This window comes from Corynebacterium halotolerans, from assembly GCF_050107895.1.
GTDB lineage: Bacteria > Actinomycetota > Actinomycetes > Mycobacteriales > Mycobacteriaceae > Corynebacterium > Corynebacterium halotolerans_B.
The window spans coordinates 193,895-209,229 of record NZ_JBNILW010000005.1 but is presented as its reverse complement, the minus strand read 5'-3'; the positions used below and the strand labels follow the sequence as shown (position 1 = coordinate 209,229).

The 15,335-nt window shown below is 66.4% G+C and carries 15 protein-coding genes; 7 read left to right on the top strand and 8 right to left on the bottom strand.

The window, feature by feature from the left end:
* Positions 1 to 451: 451 nt before the first annotated feature.
* Both ACQCVD_RS07300 and ACQCVD_RS07295 read right to left on the bottom strand, forming a co-directional pair.
* Positions 452 to 577, bottom strand: coding sequence for a hypothetical protein (locus ACQCVD_RS07300; RefSeq protein WP_426823060.1), 126 nt, complete (start codon positions 575 to 577; stop codon positions 452 to 454).
* A 23-nt stretch (positions 578 to 600) separates the two neighbouring features.
* Positions 601 to 1,164 carry a DNA-3-methyladenine glycosylase gene (locus ACQCVD_RS07295; RefSeq protein WP_426823059.1) on the bottom strand — a complete coding sequence of 188 codons (564 nt, stop codon included), beginning with the start codon at positions 1,162 to 1,164 and terminating at the stop codon, positions 601 to 603.
* A gap of 160 nt (positions 1,165 to 1,324) precedes the next feature.
* On the opposite strand from ACQCVD_RS07295, the gene ACQCVD_RS07290 reads away from it, so the two are divergent.
* On the top strand, positions 1,325 to 1,921 hold the full coding sequence (locus ACQCVD_RS07290; protein WP_426823058.1) for an HAD family hydrolase: 597 nt from the start codon (positions 1,325 to 1,327) through the stop codon (positions 1,919 to 1,921).
* Positions 1,918 to 2,466, top strand: a complete 549-nt coding sequence (locus tag ACQCVD_RS07285; RefSeq protein ID WP_426823057.1) for a gamma carbonic anhydrase family protein — start codon at positions 1,918 to 1,920, stop codon at positions 2,464 to 2,466. Before ACQCVD_RS07290 ends, ACQCVD_RS07285 begins: the two co-directional genes overlap by 4 nt.
* 114 nt (positions 2,467 to 2,580) lie before the next feature.
* Here ACQCVD_RS07285 and ACQCVD_RS07280 read toward each other — a convergent pair whose 3' ends face one another.
* The 4 genes from ACQCVD_RS07280 to ACQCVD_RS07265 all read right to left on the bottom strand — a co-directional run bounded on the left by ACQCVD_RS07280 (position 2,581) and on the right by ACQCVD_RS07265 (position 7,387).
* Positions 2,581 to 3,744 (bottom strand): ROK family protein, encoded by a 1,164-nt coding sequence (locus ACQCVD_RS07280; protein WP_426823056.1) that lies wholly within the window; start codon positions 3,742 to 3,744, stop codon positions 2,581 to 2,583.
* Between the two features lie 67 nt (positions 3,745 to 3,811).
* Positions 3,812 to 5,095, bottom strand: coding sequence for an MFS transporter (locus ACQCVD_RS07275; RefSeq protein WP_426823055.1), 1,284 nt, complete (start codon positions 5,093 to 5,095; stop codon positions 3,812 to 3,814).
* A gap of 73 nt (positions 5,096 to 5,168) precedes the next feature.
* Positions 5,169 to 6,392 (bottom strand): LppP/LprE family lipoprotein, encoded by a 1,224-nt coding sequence (locus ACQCVD_RS07270; protein WP_426823054.1) that lies wholly within the window; start codon positions 6,390 to 6,392, stop codon positions 5,169 to 5,171.
* Between the two features lie 206 nt (positions 6,393 to 6,598).
* Positions 6,599 to 7,387: an NAD-dependent deacylase gene (locus tag ACQCVD_RS07265; protein ID WP_426823053.1), complete on the bottom strand. Its 789-nt coding sequence runs from the start codon at positions 7,385 to 7,387 to the stop codon at positions 6,599 to 6,601.
* Between the two features lie 111 nt (positions 7,388 to 7,498).
* On the opposite strand from ACQCVD_RS07265, the gene ACQCVD_RS07260 reads away from it, so the two are divergent.
* From ACQCVD_RS07260 to ACQCVD_RS07250, 3 genes are all read left to right on the top strand, one after another.
* Positions 7,499 to 8,593, top strand: a complete 1,095-nt coding sequence (locus tag ACQCVD_RS07260; protein ID WP_426823052.1) for a TIGR00730 family Rossman fold protein — start codon at positions 7,499 to 7,501, stop codon at positions 8,591 to 8,593.
* Between the two features lie 158 nt (positions 8,594 to 8,751).
* Positions 8,752 to 10,416 (top strand): DUF885 domain-containing protein, encoded by a 1,665-nt coding sequence (locus tag ACQCVD_RS07255; protein WP_426823051.1) that lies wholly within the window; start codon positions 8,752 to 8,754, stop codon positions 10,414 to 10,416.
* A gap of 418 nt (positions 10,417 to 10,834) precedes the next feature.
* Entirely contained in the window at positions 10,835 to 11,413 is a 579-nt protein-coding gene (locus ACQCVD_RS07250; protein WP_426823050.1) for a hypothetical protein, read from the top strand.
* 72 nt (positions 11,414 to 11,485) lie between these two features.
* Here the strand turns inward: ACQCVD_RS07250 and ACQCVD_RS07245 are convergent, their stop codons facing one another.
* Positions 11,486 to 12,577 (bottom strand): AbrB family transcriptional regulator, encoded by a 1,092-nt coding sequence (locus ACQCVD_RS07245; protein WP_426823049.1) that lies wholly within the window; start codon positions 12,575 to 12,577, stop codon positions 11,486 to 11,488.
* Positions 12,578 to 12,664: 87 nt separating this feature from the next.
* Positions 12,665 to 13,792 carry an LppP/LprE family lipoprotein gene (locus ACQCVD_RS07240; RefSeq protein WP_426823048.1) on the bottom strand — a complete coding sequence of 376 codons (1,128 nt, stop codon included), beginning with the start codon at positions 13,790 to 13,792 and terminating at the stop codon, positions 12,665 to 12,667.
* A gap of 212 nt (positions 13,793 to 14,004) precedes the next feature.
* On the opposite strand from ACQCVD_RS07240, the gene ACQCVD_RS07235 reads away from it, so the two are divergent.
* Both ACQCVD_RS07235 and ACQCVD_RS07230 read left to right on the top strand, forming a co-directional pair.
* Complete coding sequence (locus tag ACQCVD_RS07235; protein WP_426823047.1) at positions 14,005 to 14,781, top strand: TSUP family transporter; 777 nt, start codon at positions 14,005 to 14,007, stop codon at positions 14,779 to 14,781.
* Positions 14,782 to 14,870: 89 nt separating this feature from the next.
* Complete coding sequence (locus tag ACQCVD_RS07230) at positions 14,871 to 15,233, top strand: hypothetical protein (RefSeq protein WP_426823046.1); 363 nt, start codon at positions 14,871 to 14,873, stop codon at positions 15,231 to 15,233.
* Positions 15,234 to 15,335: the final 102 nt, after the last annotated feature.

Below are 15,335 nucleotides of genomic sequence, written 5' to 3'. Positions count from 1 at the left end.
AGGTAGTCGTCGGTGGCGACGTACAGTGCTGTTGCGAGAGTGTTGAGATCGTTGTCCACAACTTCGATTCTTCAACACTCTCGCTTTGTCTTATGAGCAGCGACTCTCCCTGGAATCAATCATCTAGGGCGTGCCTCATGGTCGGGACTTCTCACCCGGTCAGATCCGCTTCGAGTTTTGGCCGGAAAGCCAACTCCGTGTCCGCAAAGACATCTATCTAACTTAACTAGGGATAAACGCTCATGGGGAGGACAGCGGGACTGTGCTGATGCCAGCTCTGCAGGTGGCTGGATGATTTCACCCCAACCCTGATGCCGTCCGCAGTCTTGAGATCATAGGCGTCCCACTCCTGCCGGACGCTGGTGCCCACACAATCCAGCGCGAGCCCCACCAGATACTCGGCCACCAGTCCCCGCATCGTATTGTCCAGCAGGTCCGAGGAGCTCCACCGTCAACAGCCGAGGACACTGTCGAGGGGGTAGCCGGCAGCGTCAACGATTGCCTCATTACCCGTTTTACGGGCGGTGGCGGGGGAATCCTGGGGAGCGGTTTCCGGGTGCGGCGTATCGGTCGTCATGTGGGCGAGCGTAATGGGGTGCGTCAGCCCCGTGGCCGGCCGCGGCGCACGCTCACCGTCTTGTTGCCCGGGATCCAGAAGCGCAAGGGGGCGTCGGCGTTTTTGGAGATGCCGATCCGCGGACCACGTACCCACTCGGGCTCTCCGGGCCGCGGGGAGAGCCGGAAATCCGGCCCGGTGACCGGGGAGAAGTTGTCCGTGAGCTGGAAATTCAACGCCTGGCCGAGGTTGCCCGGCCCCTGGGCCAGGCGAGCGAAGGGAACATCACCGCGGCGCTCCTGGGCGAGCTCGAGACCGTCGATCACCTCCCCGGCGCGCAGCAGGCACCCCTGGCCCACGCCTTCCGGCGCACAGACGATGTTGCCTGCGCGGTGGATGCCATAGGACAGGTAGATGTACATGTGACCGCCGGGCCCGAACATCGCCCGGTTCCGGTCGGTGACCCCGCGGTGGGTGTGGGCGGCGGGATCCTCGGCGCCGAGGTAGGCCTCCACCTCGGTCAGCCGGACGGTGACTCCGGCGTGGGTCAGTGTGCACCCCAGCAGCTGCGGGGCGACGATATCAGCGGTGGCGGAAAAATCGATCATCACCTCCGAGTCTATGGGGTGGGCAGGTATGCCGGTGAGGCCGGTGGTGCCGCAGAACCCCTTAACGTCATCCAGAAATGTGCTGTCCGTCCCATCGTGTGCCATGACGTAGGTACTCTGGGGATATCTTTAACACCTGCCTGCTCCAAGGAGGGCCGTCATGACCAGTCTTCTCTTCGATCTCTACGGGGTGCTCATGCGCACCCAGTCGGAGGAGGCGAAACGCCGGATCGAATGGGCGGTGGTCAGTGACGCATCAATCTGGTCCCATTACTGGGATCTCCGCCCCGCCTATGATGCCGGCCTGGTCAGCGACGTCAACTACTGGCAGCAGCTCCGGCTGCGTGCCGGCCTGCCGGACTTCGATATCGCCGAGGCGGTTGCGGCTGATGAGGCCAGCTGGTTGGAGCCGGATCAGGATATGGTGGATCTGGTGCTCAGCTTGATCGGATCCGGCTGCCACGTCGGTCTCCTGTCGAATATCCCGGCGGGACTGGCGGATCGGGTGCGGGCGGATTTTCCGTGGCTGCGCGAGTTTTCCGCCGTGACCTTCTCCTCTGACATCGGCGTGGTCAAGCCGGATGAGAAGGCTTTTCACGTCGCTCTGGACGCGATGGGCGCCAAGGCGGCGGACACCGTGTTCATCGATGACCGGTGGGAGAATGTCGAGGCCGCGGAGCAGCTTGGCATGCAGGGCATCCTGTTCGCCGAGATCGGCCAGGTGGAGATGCTTCGGAAAGAATTGAGCAGCAGATGACCGGACCGCTGATTCTCCCGTTCCAGGGAAAGCGACCGCGTATCCACACCACCGCCTGGATCGCCCCGACCGCCACCATCATCGGTGACGTGGAGATCGGTCCGCACGCATCGGTCTTCTACGGGGCGGTGCTGCGCGGGGACGTCAACCGGATTGAGGTCGGGGCGCGCAGCAATATACAGGACAATTGTGTGCTGCACGTGGACCGGAATGCGCCCTGCATCCTGGGCGAGGACGTCACTGTAGGTCACCTGGCGTTGGTGCATGGGGCGACCGTGGGCAGGGGAAGCTTGATCGGCATGAAATCGGCGTTGCTCTCCCGCTCCGAAGTGGGGCCCGGTTCCCTGATCGCCGCCGGCGCCGTGCTGCTGGAGGGCCAGGTCATCGCGCCCCGGTCGTTGGCGGTGGGGATGCCCGCGACTGTCCGGCGGGAACTGAGCCAGGAGCAGTCGGCGGCCTTCATCCCGCACGCGAGGCACTACGTGGATGTGGCCGCCCGACAGTCGGATGAGACGTTGTGTCTCGAGGATGTGCGCTTCGACTGAATGCGCTGCCGCCAAAAGGCTCTGCGTTCATTACGGGGACTGCTTGCGGGCAGGTGACCGGTGACGTTCGGCTGCCGCTTCGCCAGCAGTCCCGCCCGGCTCTGCGGGGCTACCTCAGGGCTGCCTGATTTCTGGTGTCAGCTTGAGGGGTTCCCGCAGCAGTTGGTCCAGGGCCGCGGCGCGTGCCACAGCGCGCACGATTTCACGGTGCGTGGGGATCATCCGCAGATCCAGTCCTCTCCCGGCTGCGTTGCGAACCACTTCAGCGAAGAGCTTCGGGGCGTGGGGGTCTCCGGTGAAGGCCGATCCGCAGATGACGAGTGTGGTGGGCCGGTGGATCGTGACCAGTTCCGCGGCCACGCGTCCCAGCAGCCGGGCGCGTTCATCCAGCAGCTCCCTGACCTGCGGTGTGGATTCTCCGGCGCGCACGGTGGCGTCCAGGGTGGGGAGATCGTGGCCCAGGTCGCGCAGGCGCCGCAAGAAGCCTTGTGTGCTCAGGGTTTCCTCGGTGGCGAGGCCGGTGGTGTTGAGCAGTTCGCTTTCGGCTTCCGGGAGAGGGGCGATGGAGTGCACTCCCACGTCATCGCCCAGGGCGGCGCCCAGTGTGTCATCGGCGAAGAGATTGAGGACGGGCTCGCTCTCCCCGGGGGCGGGCAGCTCCGTCGACTGCATCTCCGCCGCCAGGAGGGCGGGCACGGCGGAGGCCACGATGACGGGGACGGAGAACTGGTAGCGCAGCCGGTCGGCCAGATCCAGGTTGTGCCAGCCCAGATTCGGCGCGTCCACCACCCCTTCGGAGCTGACCCGTCCGGAGGAGGTCACGCCGACGCTGACCAGGGGATTGGCCAGACCATTGGTCAGCTGGTGGAGGCCGGCGATCACGTACTCCACGAAATCCTCCGGGCTGACGTCGGCGACGTTGCGGTTGACGTGACCGTCCCGGAAAGTGCGTCCCTTGGAGTCGTAGAGGGCGATGTAAGTGCTGGTGGTGCCGATGGCGACACCGGCGTGCAGCCACGGACTGGGGGCCAGTTCGACCGGGATGGTCGGCCGTCCCCGGCCCCGGGCGCTGCTTAAATCAGTACGTTCGTGGACCAGCCCGGTGTCTATCAGGGCGCTGACCGCCCGGGTGACGGTGGGCTGGGACAGCCCGGTGGCAATGACCAGCTCACTGCGGGCGATGATCTGCCTGGTGCGGATCAGGTGCAGGCATTTCGCCGCCGGTGTGCGGGGACGGCTGAATACCGCAGTGGAAGGCTGATTCGCGGAGGTTGACATGAGCTAGATCATAAGCCAGTTTAGACCATGCTGTCTAACTGAGGTGGAATATTGGAGACAAAGTAGTCTACCCGGGGTGGTTTTCCCGGCGTCCGGGCCGCTGGTAACGCCGGAAGGCCGGAACTGCCAGCAGTAGTACCGCGGTGAGGGCCACCACCAGCACGCCTCCCAGGAGAGTTGTCCAACCGGCGCCCAGCGGGGCGGCGGACCAGCCGTGCAGGACGTCGGCAAGCCGCGGGCCACCGACCACAATGACAATATAAATGCCCTGAATACGTCCCTGAACGTGGGCGGCAGCGGATTGCTGCAGGATTGCGGTCCGCAGCGAAGCGGAGAACATGTCGAAGGCGCCGCCGAGCACGAGCATGATGATCACCAGCCAGGCCCAGGAGGTCACGGCGCCGGGACTGAGCAGCACACCCACGCCCGCGCCGATCACCGCGACACCCCAGGCCAGTACGCAGACCATCACCGCCAGTCCCTGGCGCAGCACCCGGGAGACCCAACCGGAGAACAGTCCACCGAGTACCGCACCGGCGGCCATGGCGGAGTAGAGGAAAGCCAGCATCATGCCACCGTCCTCACCGCCGCCGAAACTGATGTCCGAGATCTCCGGGTAGAGTGCCCGGGGTTGGCCGAAGGTCATGGCGATCAGGTCCAGCAGCATCGCCACCATCAACACCGGCTGAGTCCACAGGTAATGCAGCCCGGCGACCACGGAACGAAAGCCGGCCTTGACCACCTCGCCGCTCGGGCGCAGGGTGGGCAGGCTGACTACCGCGAACAGGGTGGGCAGCAGGAACACCACGTCCACCAGGTAGAGCCAGGTGAACCCGATCAGAGGGATCATCGCCCCGGCCAGGAGCGGGCCGACGATCGCCCCGGCCTGCATCAGCATCATGTTCAGGGAGGAACCGGCGGGCAGCAGGTCCAGGGGCAGGATGGCCCGGAACACGGCGGTCCGGGTCGGCTGGTTCACCGCAAAAAACGCCTGCTGCAGGGAGAAGGTGGTCAACAGCAGCCACACGTTCGTATTGTCCAGTGCGCTGAGCGCCAGGAAGAGGGCGGTGGTGCCGATCATCCCCAGGGTGGTGCCGATCAGCACCTTGCGTTTGTCGAAGGCGTCGGCGATGGAACCGCCGTAGAGTCCGAAGACCACCAGCGGCACCAGGCCGAAGAGCCCCGTCAGTCCCACGTACGCGCTCGAGCCGGTGATGGCGTAGATCTGGGTGGGAACCGCCACCACGGTCAGCTGCGCGCCGATCACGGTGACGATATTGGCGGTCCACAGCCGCTTATAGGCGGGTACCCGCAGTGGCCGGGTGTCGGCGAGAATGTCTCGGAAGCTCACTTGAGGAGACTCTAGCCCCCGGTGACCGGGGATTTCCACCGCAGGAGCAGGACGTCTTGGCACGTGTCCCAGCTCACCAGGGCCAGCGCTCCTGATCGATCAGATGGACGGAGGTGGTCTCGAAACCATCGGACGTCAGGTGCACCCCGGCACCGCCGTAACTGATGGTCACCCCTTCTCCCCGCGTGTCCACCACATAGTGCTCCACCCTGGTCAGCGCCTCATCGGGCACCGTTCGGCCGAAGGGGATGTCTGTCGCGGCCGCTGCATCCACCCGCGTGCTGGCCAGCATGGTGGGCAGGAAGGAGATCTGGAGATAATTGGTGGTGTTCTCTACTGCGGTGTCTGTTGCCGCAGGATTCTCCGTGGCGGGGACAAAAGGTGCGGGGTGGGGCTGGAACCCGTACTCGGGGCCCACCCGGGGCCAGGTGGCGTCCCCGTTCAAACAGCCCACCCACCCCCAGCTGGGCTGGTCCGAGGCAAACTGCAGGACGCAGCGCAGTTCCCGGCCCTCAGCCAGGGGCACCCGGAAATTCGAGGCAGGAAACGGTGCCAGCTCATATTCCGCCTCGAAGGGCTTGGTGCGGACGTTTCCGCGCGGCAGCACCGGGGCGTCGGAACCAGGTGGCGGGGTGGTCAGGTCCAGCTGCGGGCGGGCAGCGGCATACTCCGCGTACCAGGTGGGGTCGTCCAGCTGGAGCTGGTTGTCCTCCCACCTCAGATGGAGGGTGCGCAACTCCTGGGTAACTACTTCGCCGGGTGGGGCGTAATGACCGAACGTGATCTCCAGGGTGTTGTCTGCGGTGCGACTCACCTGCACATTTTCCGCCATGGGCACCGGCAGTGGTGCCGTGATCAGCTTGTCCCGGTGGAAGAGCACGATGGCGTTGCTGGTGCCGGGGGCGGCGCCCACGTCTTCGGCGGGTGTGTCCGATTCCGTGGTGCCGGCCAGACGGATCCAGCTGAGATCGGCGCAGGGATCAAAGCTGTTGTCGGCGATGGTGAAGCGGTACAACGGATATCCCGCCCAGAACTGTTCCTCGGGGGCACCGCCATTCGCATTGATCGTGGGGATCTGCCGCAACGCGGTGTAGGGGCCGAAGGCGGTGGAAGCCAGGTCGAGGTCACAGCCGTCGTTGGGAGCGGGTTGGGACGTCCCGGGAACCCCCGGCTCCCCGGTGACGTCATCATGTGATCCCGGAACCGGTGCTTCGGCGGTGCCCGAACAGGCGGAAAGCAGTCCCGCTGCTATCACGGTAAACAGGGTGAACGCCGTGGTGGAGCCGCATGTCCGCATGAATGTCCTCCTGGTGGTGCGGCGCCCACGGGAAGGCCCTGGGGGCGGGCTCCGGGAGCTTCGGCCGGGCTGGGCCGACGCCACCGAAAAGTAGTGAACCTGTGCCCTGATTCTAATATGTTCCAGAGGGAAAATTTGGGCCCAAACGGATAATGCGGTTTCCCGGTCGGCCGGCGTCCCCGAGAACGGGGGAGCAGGACCCCCGTTCAGCCGCTGACCCTCTCTCCCAGGGCGTTGACCAGTGCCGGAAGGGCGGTGGCGGCGGTGGCCCGCCAGGACAACGTCGCCACACCGCTGAGGTCGGTGGTGGTGGGGGAGATCTCCAGGATCGGGGTGCCCCGCCGGTGTGCCAACAGTGGCAGGGAGGCCGCCGGATACACCACACCGGAGGTGCCGACGATGACCACCAGATCCGCCGAGTGCATCTTCTCCTCCGCGACCTGCCACTGGCGTTGCGGCAGAGGCTCCCCGAACCACACCACCCCGGGTCGGATGAGGTTGCCGCACAGCGGGCACGGCGGTGGCGACAACCGCGGCACCGCCTCCGCGGGGTACTCCACCCGGCCCCGCCACGGTCGGGAGCAGATCGTGCAGCGGTAGTCGAAGAGGCTGCCGTGCAGGTGGGCCACCGCCCCCACCCCACCACGCTCGTGCAGGTTGTCGATGTTCTGGGTGGTCACGTGCACCTCGGTCACACCTGGCAGCGTGGCCCAGTCGGCGATCGCGCGGTGGCCGGCGTTCGGCTCCGCCCGCAACGCCAGCTGTGCCCGCCACAGGTACCAGGCCCACATCGGTTCCGGATCCCGCGCCCAGGCGTCGATGCTCGCCATCGCCTGCGGATCCACCTTCGACCAGAGCCCGGTCCGGGCGTCCCGGAAGGTGTCCAGCCCGGAATCCGCGCTCATGCCAGCCCCGGTGAACACCTCGACGCTCCGGGCGCCGCGGGCCAGTTCCACGGCCCGGATCAGATCCTGGTCGAACTGCTGCGAGGTCATGACTCCGACGCTAGCTGGCCGTCCGGGCAGCTGCCAGTGCCCGTCTGCGGATGACCGGCAGCGGGATCGTCGGCCGCGGCGATGTCCGGTGTCACCATTAATATCGTGGCCATGACTGCCGCAGCGATTCCTGGACTGGATCTGATCCCGATGACCCGTGCCCATCGCGGACTGCGGGCGGAAGCCACCATGCGCAACGTCAACCGCACCGGGGACCGGATCGGAGTGGCGGATCTGGAACAGGAACCCTGGTCCCGCTACCTGGATTTCCACCCCGAGCGCGGGGACCACGGCTTCGTGGCCGCCATTGACGGTCATCCCGCCGGAGCGGTCTGGGTGGTGTTTGACCGTGGCTACGGCCACGTCGCCGACACCGTCCCGGAGCTGGTGATCAGCGTGGATGCCTCCCGGCAGGGCCAGGGCATCGGCAATGTGCTGCTGGAGCTGATGGTCACCCACGCCAAGGACTCCCGCTGGCCGGGCATTTCACTGTCCGTGGAGGAGACGAATCCCGCCCGGCGGCTCTATGAGCGGCACGGCTTTCGTCCGGTCCCGGTCGGCGGGCCGGTCCTGCACCCCGGCACGATGCTGCTGGACCTCGGCGGAGCCCCGGCTGGCGGCGCCGCCCACGAAGCCCCGGTGATCCGTGCGGTGGCGGTGTACTGCGGTTCCCGTGCGGGTTTCGACGCCGCCTACCTGGCCGACGCCGAAGAACTCGGCAGGGAACTGGCACGGCGGGACATCCGGTTGATCTACGGTGGCGGAAACGTCGGCCTGATGGGCGCGGTGGCGAATTCAGTGCTGAGTGCCGGCGGCGAGGCGGTGGGGGTCATCCCGCAGTCCCTCGTCAACCGGGAGATCGCGCACCACGGGCTCAGCCGCCTGGAGGTCGTGGACACCATGGCGCAGCGCAAGACCCGCATGGAAGACCTGGCCGACGCCTTCGTGGTGATGCCCGGCGGGGCGGGCACCCTGGAAGAGGCGTTCGAGGTGCTGACCATGCAGCAACTCGGGGAGATCGACGGCCCGATCGCGCTGCTCAACACCGTCGGCTTCTGGTCCCCGCTGGTGGACATGCTGCAGCAGATGAGCGACCAGGGTTTTCTGCGCCGGAAGTTCGTGGACGCCCTGGTGGTCGCGGATACGCCACAGGAACTCTTCGCCGGCTTCAGCGCCTGGCGCGACCCTGGCGATAAGTGGGACTGACCTGGGGCCGCGGAGTGGCTGCTTCGACTGGCCGGTGGGGAATGACGACTGCGTCATCAACCTTAAGTTTGCTTCCGGCGATATTATGGCCCACCTGTGACTTCATGGTTTTCTCTCGGGTGGATTAGGTGGTGGGGGCGGGGCTACACTCATCACTCATGAGTTTCGAGAGTTCCGAACAGCGGTCTCCATCCCTGCTGGACGCCAGCTGTGAGGTGTTCGTTCATGACATGGCGGCACTGTCACCCACCGATGCCACCGCCTGGGGGATCCCCGGTTTCGAGGGCGAGCTTGAGGATTTCTCGCCCGAGCACTGGGAGTCCGTCGCCGAACGCTGCCGCGAGATGGTCGCGGACATCGACGCCTTCGACGACAGCACCGACGACAGCGATGACGAGGACGACTTCGACGAGGTCGACCACGTCACTGCTGCCGTCCTGCGCGACCGGCTCTGCCTGATCGCCGACAAGCACCACCGCGGCGAGTACCTCCGCCTGCTCAACAACATCGAGTCGCCGGTCCAGACGATCCGCGACACCTTCCTGCTCATGCCCAGCGACACGGACGAGGAGAGGGACGCCATCCGGACCCGCCTCGGCAAGGTGGCCAACTCCCTGGAGGGCTACCGCGAGTCCCTGGCCGAGTCCGCCGCCCACGGCAAGGTGGCCTCCCACCGCCAGGTCGATGAGGTCATCTCCCAGTGCGAGGACCTGGCGGACAGCGGCTCCATGCTCGAGGGACTCGGGGTGGACCCGCGCGATGCGGAGGTGGCCGCCGCCAAGCGCGCCTTCGGTGAGATGGCCGACTGGCTGGGCGAGCAGCTCGCCCCGCACGCCTCCCACGAGGATGCCGTGGGCCGCGAACGCTACGAGATGTTCTCGCACGAGTTCGTCGGCGATGTCGTCGACCTGGACGAGGCCTACTGTTGGGGTCTGGAGCAGGTGCGCGACATCGCTGCCCAGCAGCAGGGGATCGCCACCCAGCTCTACGGCGAGGGCACCAGCGTGAAACAGGCGTACCGCAACCTCAACCACGAGGAGCGCTACCGCATTGAGGGCGTGGATGCGCTCCAGCAGTGGATGCAGGAAACGGCGGACAAGGCCATCGCCGAGCTGGATGGGAAGCACTTCACCATCCCCGAGGAAGTCAGGACCATTGAGGCGAAGATCGATCCGTCAGGGACCGGCGGCATCTTCTACACCCCGCCGAGCGATGACTTCGTCCGGCCGGGACGGATGTGGTGGTCCGTGCCGGAGGGCCAGACCGTCTTCCACACCTGGCAGGAGCTGACCACCGTCTTCCACGAGTCCGTGCCCGGCCACCACCTCCAGCTCGGCCAGACCCTGGCGGAGGGCGATGACCTCAACCTCTGGCGTCGCGTGGCCTGCTGGAACTCCGGGCACGGCGAGGGCTGGGCCCTCTACGCGGAGTCGCTGATGGCGGAGCTCGGCTACCACGAGGACCCGGGTACCCGCATGGGTCTGTTGGATGCCCGGCGCCTGCGCGCCGCGCGCGTCGTGCTGGACATCGGTCTGCACCTGGGCAAGAAGAATCCGGAGGGCACCGGTGTGTGGGACTACTCCTACGCCAAGTCCTTCCTGCGGGAGAACACGGCCATGGACGAAGCCAACCTGCAGTTCGAACTGCTGCGCTACCTCGGCTGGCCGGGCCAGGCCCCCTCCTACGCCATCGGCGAGCGGCTCTGGCACCAGCTGCGCCATGACGCTCAGGCGCAGGGTATGAGCACCCGCGAGTTCCATGAGCAGGCACTGAGCTACGGTTCCATCCCGATGTCCATTCTGCGTGAGGAGCTGCTGGATTAGCTGATCTCGGGCGCGTACTCGCCCCACCACGTGGCCGTCCATCAGCTCGGCAAGGCCCCGGGCAGCCTGCCAGTCCGAAGATGGCGGCGGCCCGGGGATCCGGCTTTCCGTCCGCGACCAGCTCGGTGAGCATCGTCTTCAGTTCGCCCCGTGCCGCCTGATCGCGGTGCTTGCTGTTGGCCCGCGCCCAGTGCGATCTCGTGCACGAAGGACCCGGTGGTGAGCGGCGCACGGCGTCACGATCCGGCCGTTCGGCCCCCGTCGCACCGGGAGCTTTCACCCAGCTCATGGTTGCGTGCCGACGCCGTCCCGATTACTCGTGCCCCGCGCGGCGCCGCCACCCTGGCGCCGGGGCCCGGTGGCGGGTGCTCAAGGTTTTCAGCTGTCACCCGGGGAGCGGGTGTGAGAAGCTGTCTGCATGAGCATCTCCTGGAACCGTTCCTTAAAGACCGGCCTGGCCACCGCTGGTGCCGCCGTCGCCCTGTCCATGGTCGTCCCGGCGACCGCCTCCGCTGACATCGTCGATGACGCCCTGGCCCGGATCCCGGCCGGCCAGATCTCCTGTGAGCAGGCCAAGCAGTACTGGACCACCGAGTCCGAGTACAACTCCTACCGCACCCAGGCACAGGCCGCGGCCCTGTTCCACCCGCGCGGCGGCGAGATCCGGGACGCGCTGGCCCGCATCGATGAAGCCGCCAACCGCTGCGGCCTCAAGGGCGGCGGCAACACCGGTGGCCAGCAGACCGGCGGCACCAACACCAACGGCGGTACCAACAGCGGTGTCACCGACAACGGCGGCCGAAACACCGGTGGCGGTACCGCCGTCCCGACCAACAACGGCCCGGTGTTCACCATCCCGACCCCCTCCGGCACTCCGACCACCGCCATCCCGGTCGCTGATGTGGCCACCATTGTCGTGCCCGATGTCCAGCAGATGATCGCCGACGCGCGCAACGGTAACCCGCTGGCGGAGCTGGCCACCGTCTCCTCCCGCTAGGCTCTACCGGGCCGGCACCGCCTCAGTTGGTTGGTGCCACAGGGACGTTCCCCCGGTGGGGGAACCCGGCACCTAATCGCGTTCCCGGGGATGGAACCAGCGGGCCAGCAGCCGGATCAGGTCGGGGAGTTTGCTGGCGATGAGGATCACGGCAACCAGCCGGATCAACTGGATGGTGACCACCACGGGGCCGGCGCCACCTTCCGCGGACAGTGCGAGCACGGTGTCCAGCGCCCCCGGGCTGGTGGCCAGGTAGGCCTCGAAGTAGGTGATGTCCAGCCAGTAGGTCAGCGGGATGGCGCTGAGTGCACAGCCGGCCATCAGGATCACGATGAACAAGATGGTGGCCGGCAGCTGCTTGGCGAACACCTTCAGTGCCGCCAGGGACAGGGCACCACCGCACATCCACCCCACGACAAGGAAAGCGAAGATGGTCATGGGCTCCGGAGGCGCCATGCTGTAGCCCTCGGGCAGGAGCAACCCGATGAGCACGGCCAGCAGCATCGGGGTGAGCACCCCCGGCGCGGGGATGTGGACCAGCTTGCCGAGCGGATGGGAGAACGTGGCCACCGCCAGGATCAGCAGCACCATCACCCACGTGCCGCCGGCAGTGTCCGTGACGGCGGCTCCGTCCCCACCCGGCGGGGTGAACAGTACCGCGACCAGGGGCAGGGTCACCGAAACGGACATCATCCGCAGGTACTGGGTGAGTGCCACGTAGCGGAAGTCGGCGCCGACCTCCTGTGCCAGCGGTGGCATCAGGGAGGCGCCCCCGGCCAGCATCGACAGGATGCCGGTCTCCGGGCTGATCTCCCGCTGCGACCTGGCCAACAGCAGTCCGCCGGTGATGCCGATCCCCAGGGTCACCACCGCCACCAGGAGGCCGGGGAGGAGGAACCCGGCGATCTGCCCGGGCGGAACCCCGATCAGCGGTAGACCGGCGAGAATGCCGATGATGCCGCGGCCGATCCGGTTGAGGTAACGGTTGAGCGGTAATTCCCGGTCCAGGATCAGGGCCGCGCCGCCGGCGCCGATGATGCCCGCCAGGATCCAGGCGGCCGGGACAGCGAGCGTGGTCAGTCCCCATCCGAGCAACACGGACAGCGGGGCGACCACCAGCCAGGTGAGGATCGTCTGCCAGGAGAGCCCACCCGTCTTCTTCACTCCACTAACCTCCCGACACCGTCCTCTACGTTCAGACCCTGCTCAGTGTATGCCTGATTGGGGTGGGGCCGGGAGGTCGCATCGCGGTCAGGACTGGGGATCTTCGATGATCTCGTAGGAGTCGGGTGTGATCAGGAAACCCGCGGTGGGCGTGTGGATGGTCGCCTGGTCCGGTTCCGTCAGATCCACGATGGCGTCGCCGATCTGGAGTTTCGTCCCACCTTGAACCGGATCGTAGGCCTCGGCGCGGGTGGCGGTGGGGGTGGGGTCGGCGGTGCCCCGGACGTGCAGGGGATCAGCGGTGAAGATGATCCGGGTGGCCTGAGGATGCTGATTGCTCAGCATCTTCCAGGTGGTGGGGAAGTCCGCGAAACAGTCCGCGACCGGGCCGCCGGGCTGCCCGACATCACAGAGCAGATTCTGGCTGTCGTTGATCGGCAGACTATAACGTCCCGCCACTAAGGTCTGGGAGACCTCGGAGAGGTTGTAGGTCGGGGTCGTCGGGGGACTGGCGATGTCGATCCGGGCCGGATTCTCCCGTGCTTCCGGCGGCAGCTCCGTCAGGTCGCTGCTCAACTGTTCCCCGTCCCAGGCGTGGATGCTCGGGAGGGTACCGCCGTCGGGACGATCAGAGATGAGGCGTACCGTGCTGTCGTCGACACGCTCAACCGATGCCACACTGCGCACCAGAAACGGCAGGGGCTCCGTGATGAGCTGGTCCCGGTGGAAGAAAACCACGGCTTCCCTGGAAGTGTCGGCGCCACCCCGTCCGGCGGTGCCGTCCAACGAGCCCTCCAGGACGACCCAGCTGAGATCTGCGCAGGGGTTGAACTGGTCTTCGGCGATGCTGAAGGTGTAGAAGGCCTCCGGATCCGCAGCGGTCTGGACCCGGCCGACAGCCGCGTGCGGGCCGAAGGCGGTGGCGTCGACTCCGGTGTCCGTCAGCGCACAGCCTTCGTCCGCGGCAGGTGGGACCGTGGGTGTGGCGGCAGAACTGGGCATCGGAGCGGTCGCCGCTCCCAGTGCCTCTGCCGCCGGCGGGACGCTCTCCTCCGGGGCGGTAATGGAACCGGTGGGATGGTCGTCCCCGGTGGCACCGGTGGCGGTGATACTTTCGTCGCCGGGGGAGACCGTGCCGCCGGCACAGGCGGTGAGCAGGAGGGTCGCCAGCACGGCGGGAGCGGTGGCACGGGTGCGGGCACGGAGACGTCTCATGGTTATTCCTTTCCCGGCATGAGGTGGAAGACCTGTCAAAGTCCGGAGAAACCAGTTATCAACAGGATACGCTGTATGCCTGAGTGGCTCATGGTACAAAACCTTTCGCTCCGCTGAAGGTTTTCAGGTTGTCGATTTAATCTCCGCCGGTCAGAAGGGTTCGGAACGGGTGCTCAATAACGGTCCGGTGACGGCACGGTAAAGGGGGCGGCATGGAGTTCGGATTGTTGGACTGGTCGGTACTCCTGCTGGGGGCTGCAGCGGCCGGATGGGTGGATGCGGTGATCGGGGGCGGCGGGCTCGTGCTGATCCCGCTGATCCTCGCGGTGGCCCCGCAGCTCGCGCCGGCTACTGCCCTGGCCACCAATAAACTGGCGGCGGTGTTTGGCACTGCTTCCGCAGCCTTCACCATGGTGCGGCAGGTGCGGCCGTCCAGGCGGGTGCTCGCGGCGTATCTTCCGGTGGCTCTCGGATGTGCCGGTTCCGGTGCCCTGGCCGCCAGTCTGATCCAGGCGTCGGTGATGCGCCCGGTGATCATCGTGCTGCTGCTCGCGGTGGGCTCTTTCGTGGCCCTGCGTCCGGGCTTCGGGGCCGGGCCGGAAGTTGCCGTGCCCAGCGGTTGGCGCAGGTGGGCGGCGTTGGCGGGGGTTGCGGTCATCGGCTTCTATGACGGGGTCTTCGGTCCCGGCACGGGCATGTTCCTGATCATGGCGTTCACGGGGCTGCTCAGCCAGAACTTCCTGACCTCCGCGGCGATGGCCAAGGTGGTCAACACGGCGACCAACCTGGGGGCCCTGCTCGTGTTCGCCCTCGGCGGCCACGTGCTCTGGTTGCTCGGGCTGTCCCTGGCGGTGGCGAATGTCCTGGGGGCCCAAATGGGGGCGAAAACTGTGCTGGGTGGCGGGATAACATTCATCCGCGGGGCATTAATTACAACAGTTGTCATTATGAGCGGTTACCTGCTGTACCAGCAGTTTTCGGGGTTGTGACTATATTGTGATCTGCATCTCTGCTGATCACAGTATTTGTTCAGGAAAACTTCCGTTCTGATGCAGAAACGTTTATTAGGGTGAAAGTCATGATCACAACGAAGAACCCGGGATCTGACTCGGTCGAATCGGAGCCTGATAGTCCGATAGATTCCGTGATTGCCGTCCGCCTGCCCGACGCCGATCTGGGGCAGCAGGAGCTGAGCGAGCTGGTGAGCGGGGCGGTAACCGCCACGCGGCTGCTCGCTCTGCCCGAACTCTACCTCTTCGCCTCCGCGGAGCAGCTGCCGGGACTGGCCATGGCTGCCGCCACAGTGGACGACATCCCCGAGGGTTTCCAGCTGTGTCAGCTGGACGCCGAGTCCGGGGAGATGGTGGATCTCCCGGAAAACGTCACCCCGCTCTCCGTGGAGTCGCTGATCCGGCTCACCCGTGCGCGCGAAGCCGCCTAACTGGCACGCGGCACACAACAAAAGACCCCGAACATCCGATCCGAAAGCGGATCCCGGCCGGCCTCGTGAAGCGGCCCCGGGATCCGCTCGTGTTTTCCGGAT

Coding starts and splice junctions, on each gene's coding strand:
- ACQCVD_RS07300 (WP_426823060.1), bottom strand. CDS start 577: ATGACGACCGATACGCCGCACCCGGAAACCGCTCCCCAGGATTCCCCC.
- ACQCVD_RS07295 (WP_426823059.1), bottom strand. CDS start 1,164: ATGATCGATTTTTCCGCCACCGCTGATATCGTCGCCCCGCAGCTGCTG.
- ACQCVD_RS07290 (WP_426823058.1), top strand. CDS start 1,325: ATGACCAGTCTTCTCTTCGATCTCTACGGGGTGCTCATGCGCACCCAG.
- ACQCVD_RS07285 (WP_426823057.1), top strand. CDS start 1,918: ATGACCGGACCGCTGATTCTCCCGTTCCAGGGAAAGCGACCGCGTATC.
- ACQCVD_RS07280 (WP_426823056.1), bottom strand. CDS start 3,744: ATGTCAACCTCCGCGAATCAGCCTTCCACTGCGGTATTCAGCCGTCCC.
- ACQCVD_RS07270 (WP_426823054.1), bottom strand. CDS start 6,392: ATGCGGACATGCGGCTCCACCACGGCGTTCACCCTGTTTACCGTGATA.
- ACQCVD_RS07265 (WP_426823053.1), bottom strand. CDS start 7,387: ATGACCTCGCAGCAGTTCGACCAGGATCTGATCCGGGCCGTGGAACTG.
- ACQCVD_RS07260 (WP_426823052.1), top strand. CDS start 7,499: ATGACTGCCGCAGCGATTCCTGGACTGGATCTGATCCCGATGACCCGT.
- ACQCVD_RS07255 (WP_426823051.1), top strand. CDS start 8,752: ATGAGTTTCGAGAGTTCCGAACAGCGGTCTCCATCCCTGCTGGACGCC.
- ACQCVD_RS07250 (WP_426823050.1), top strand. CDS start 10,835: ATGAGCATCTCCTGGAACCGTTCCTTAAAGACCGGCCTGGCCACCGCT.
- ACQCVD_RS07240 (WP_426823048.1), bottom strand. CDS start 13,792: ATGAGACGTCTCCGTGCCCGCACCCGTGCCACCGCTCCCGCCGTGCTG.
- ACQCVD_RS07235 (WP_426823047.1), top strand. CDS start 14,005: ATGGAGTTCGGATTGTTGGACTGGTCGGTACTCCTGCTGGGGGCTGCA.
- ACQCVD_RS07230 (WP_426823046.1), top strand. CDS start 14,871: ATGATCACAACGAAGAACCCGGGATCTGACTCGGTCGAATCGGAGCCT.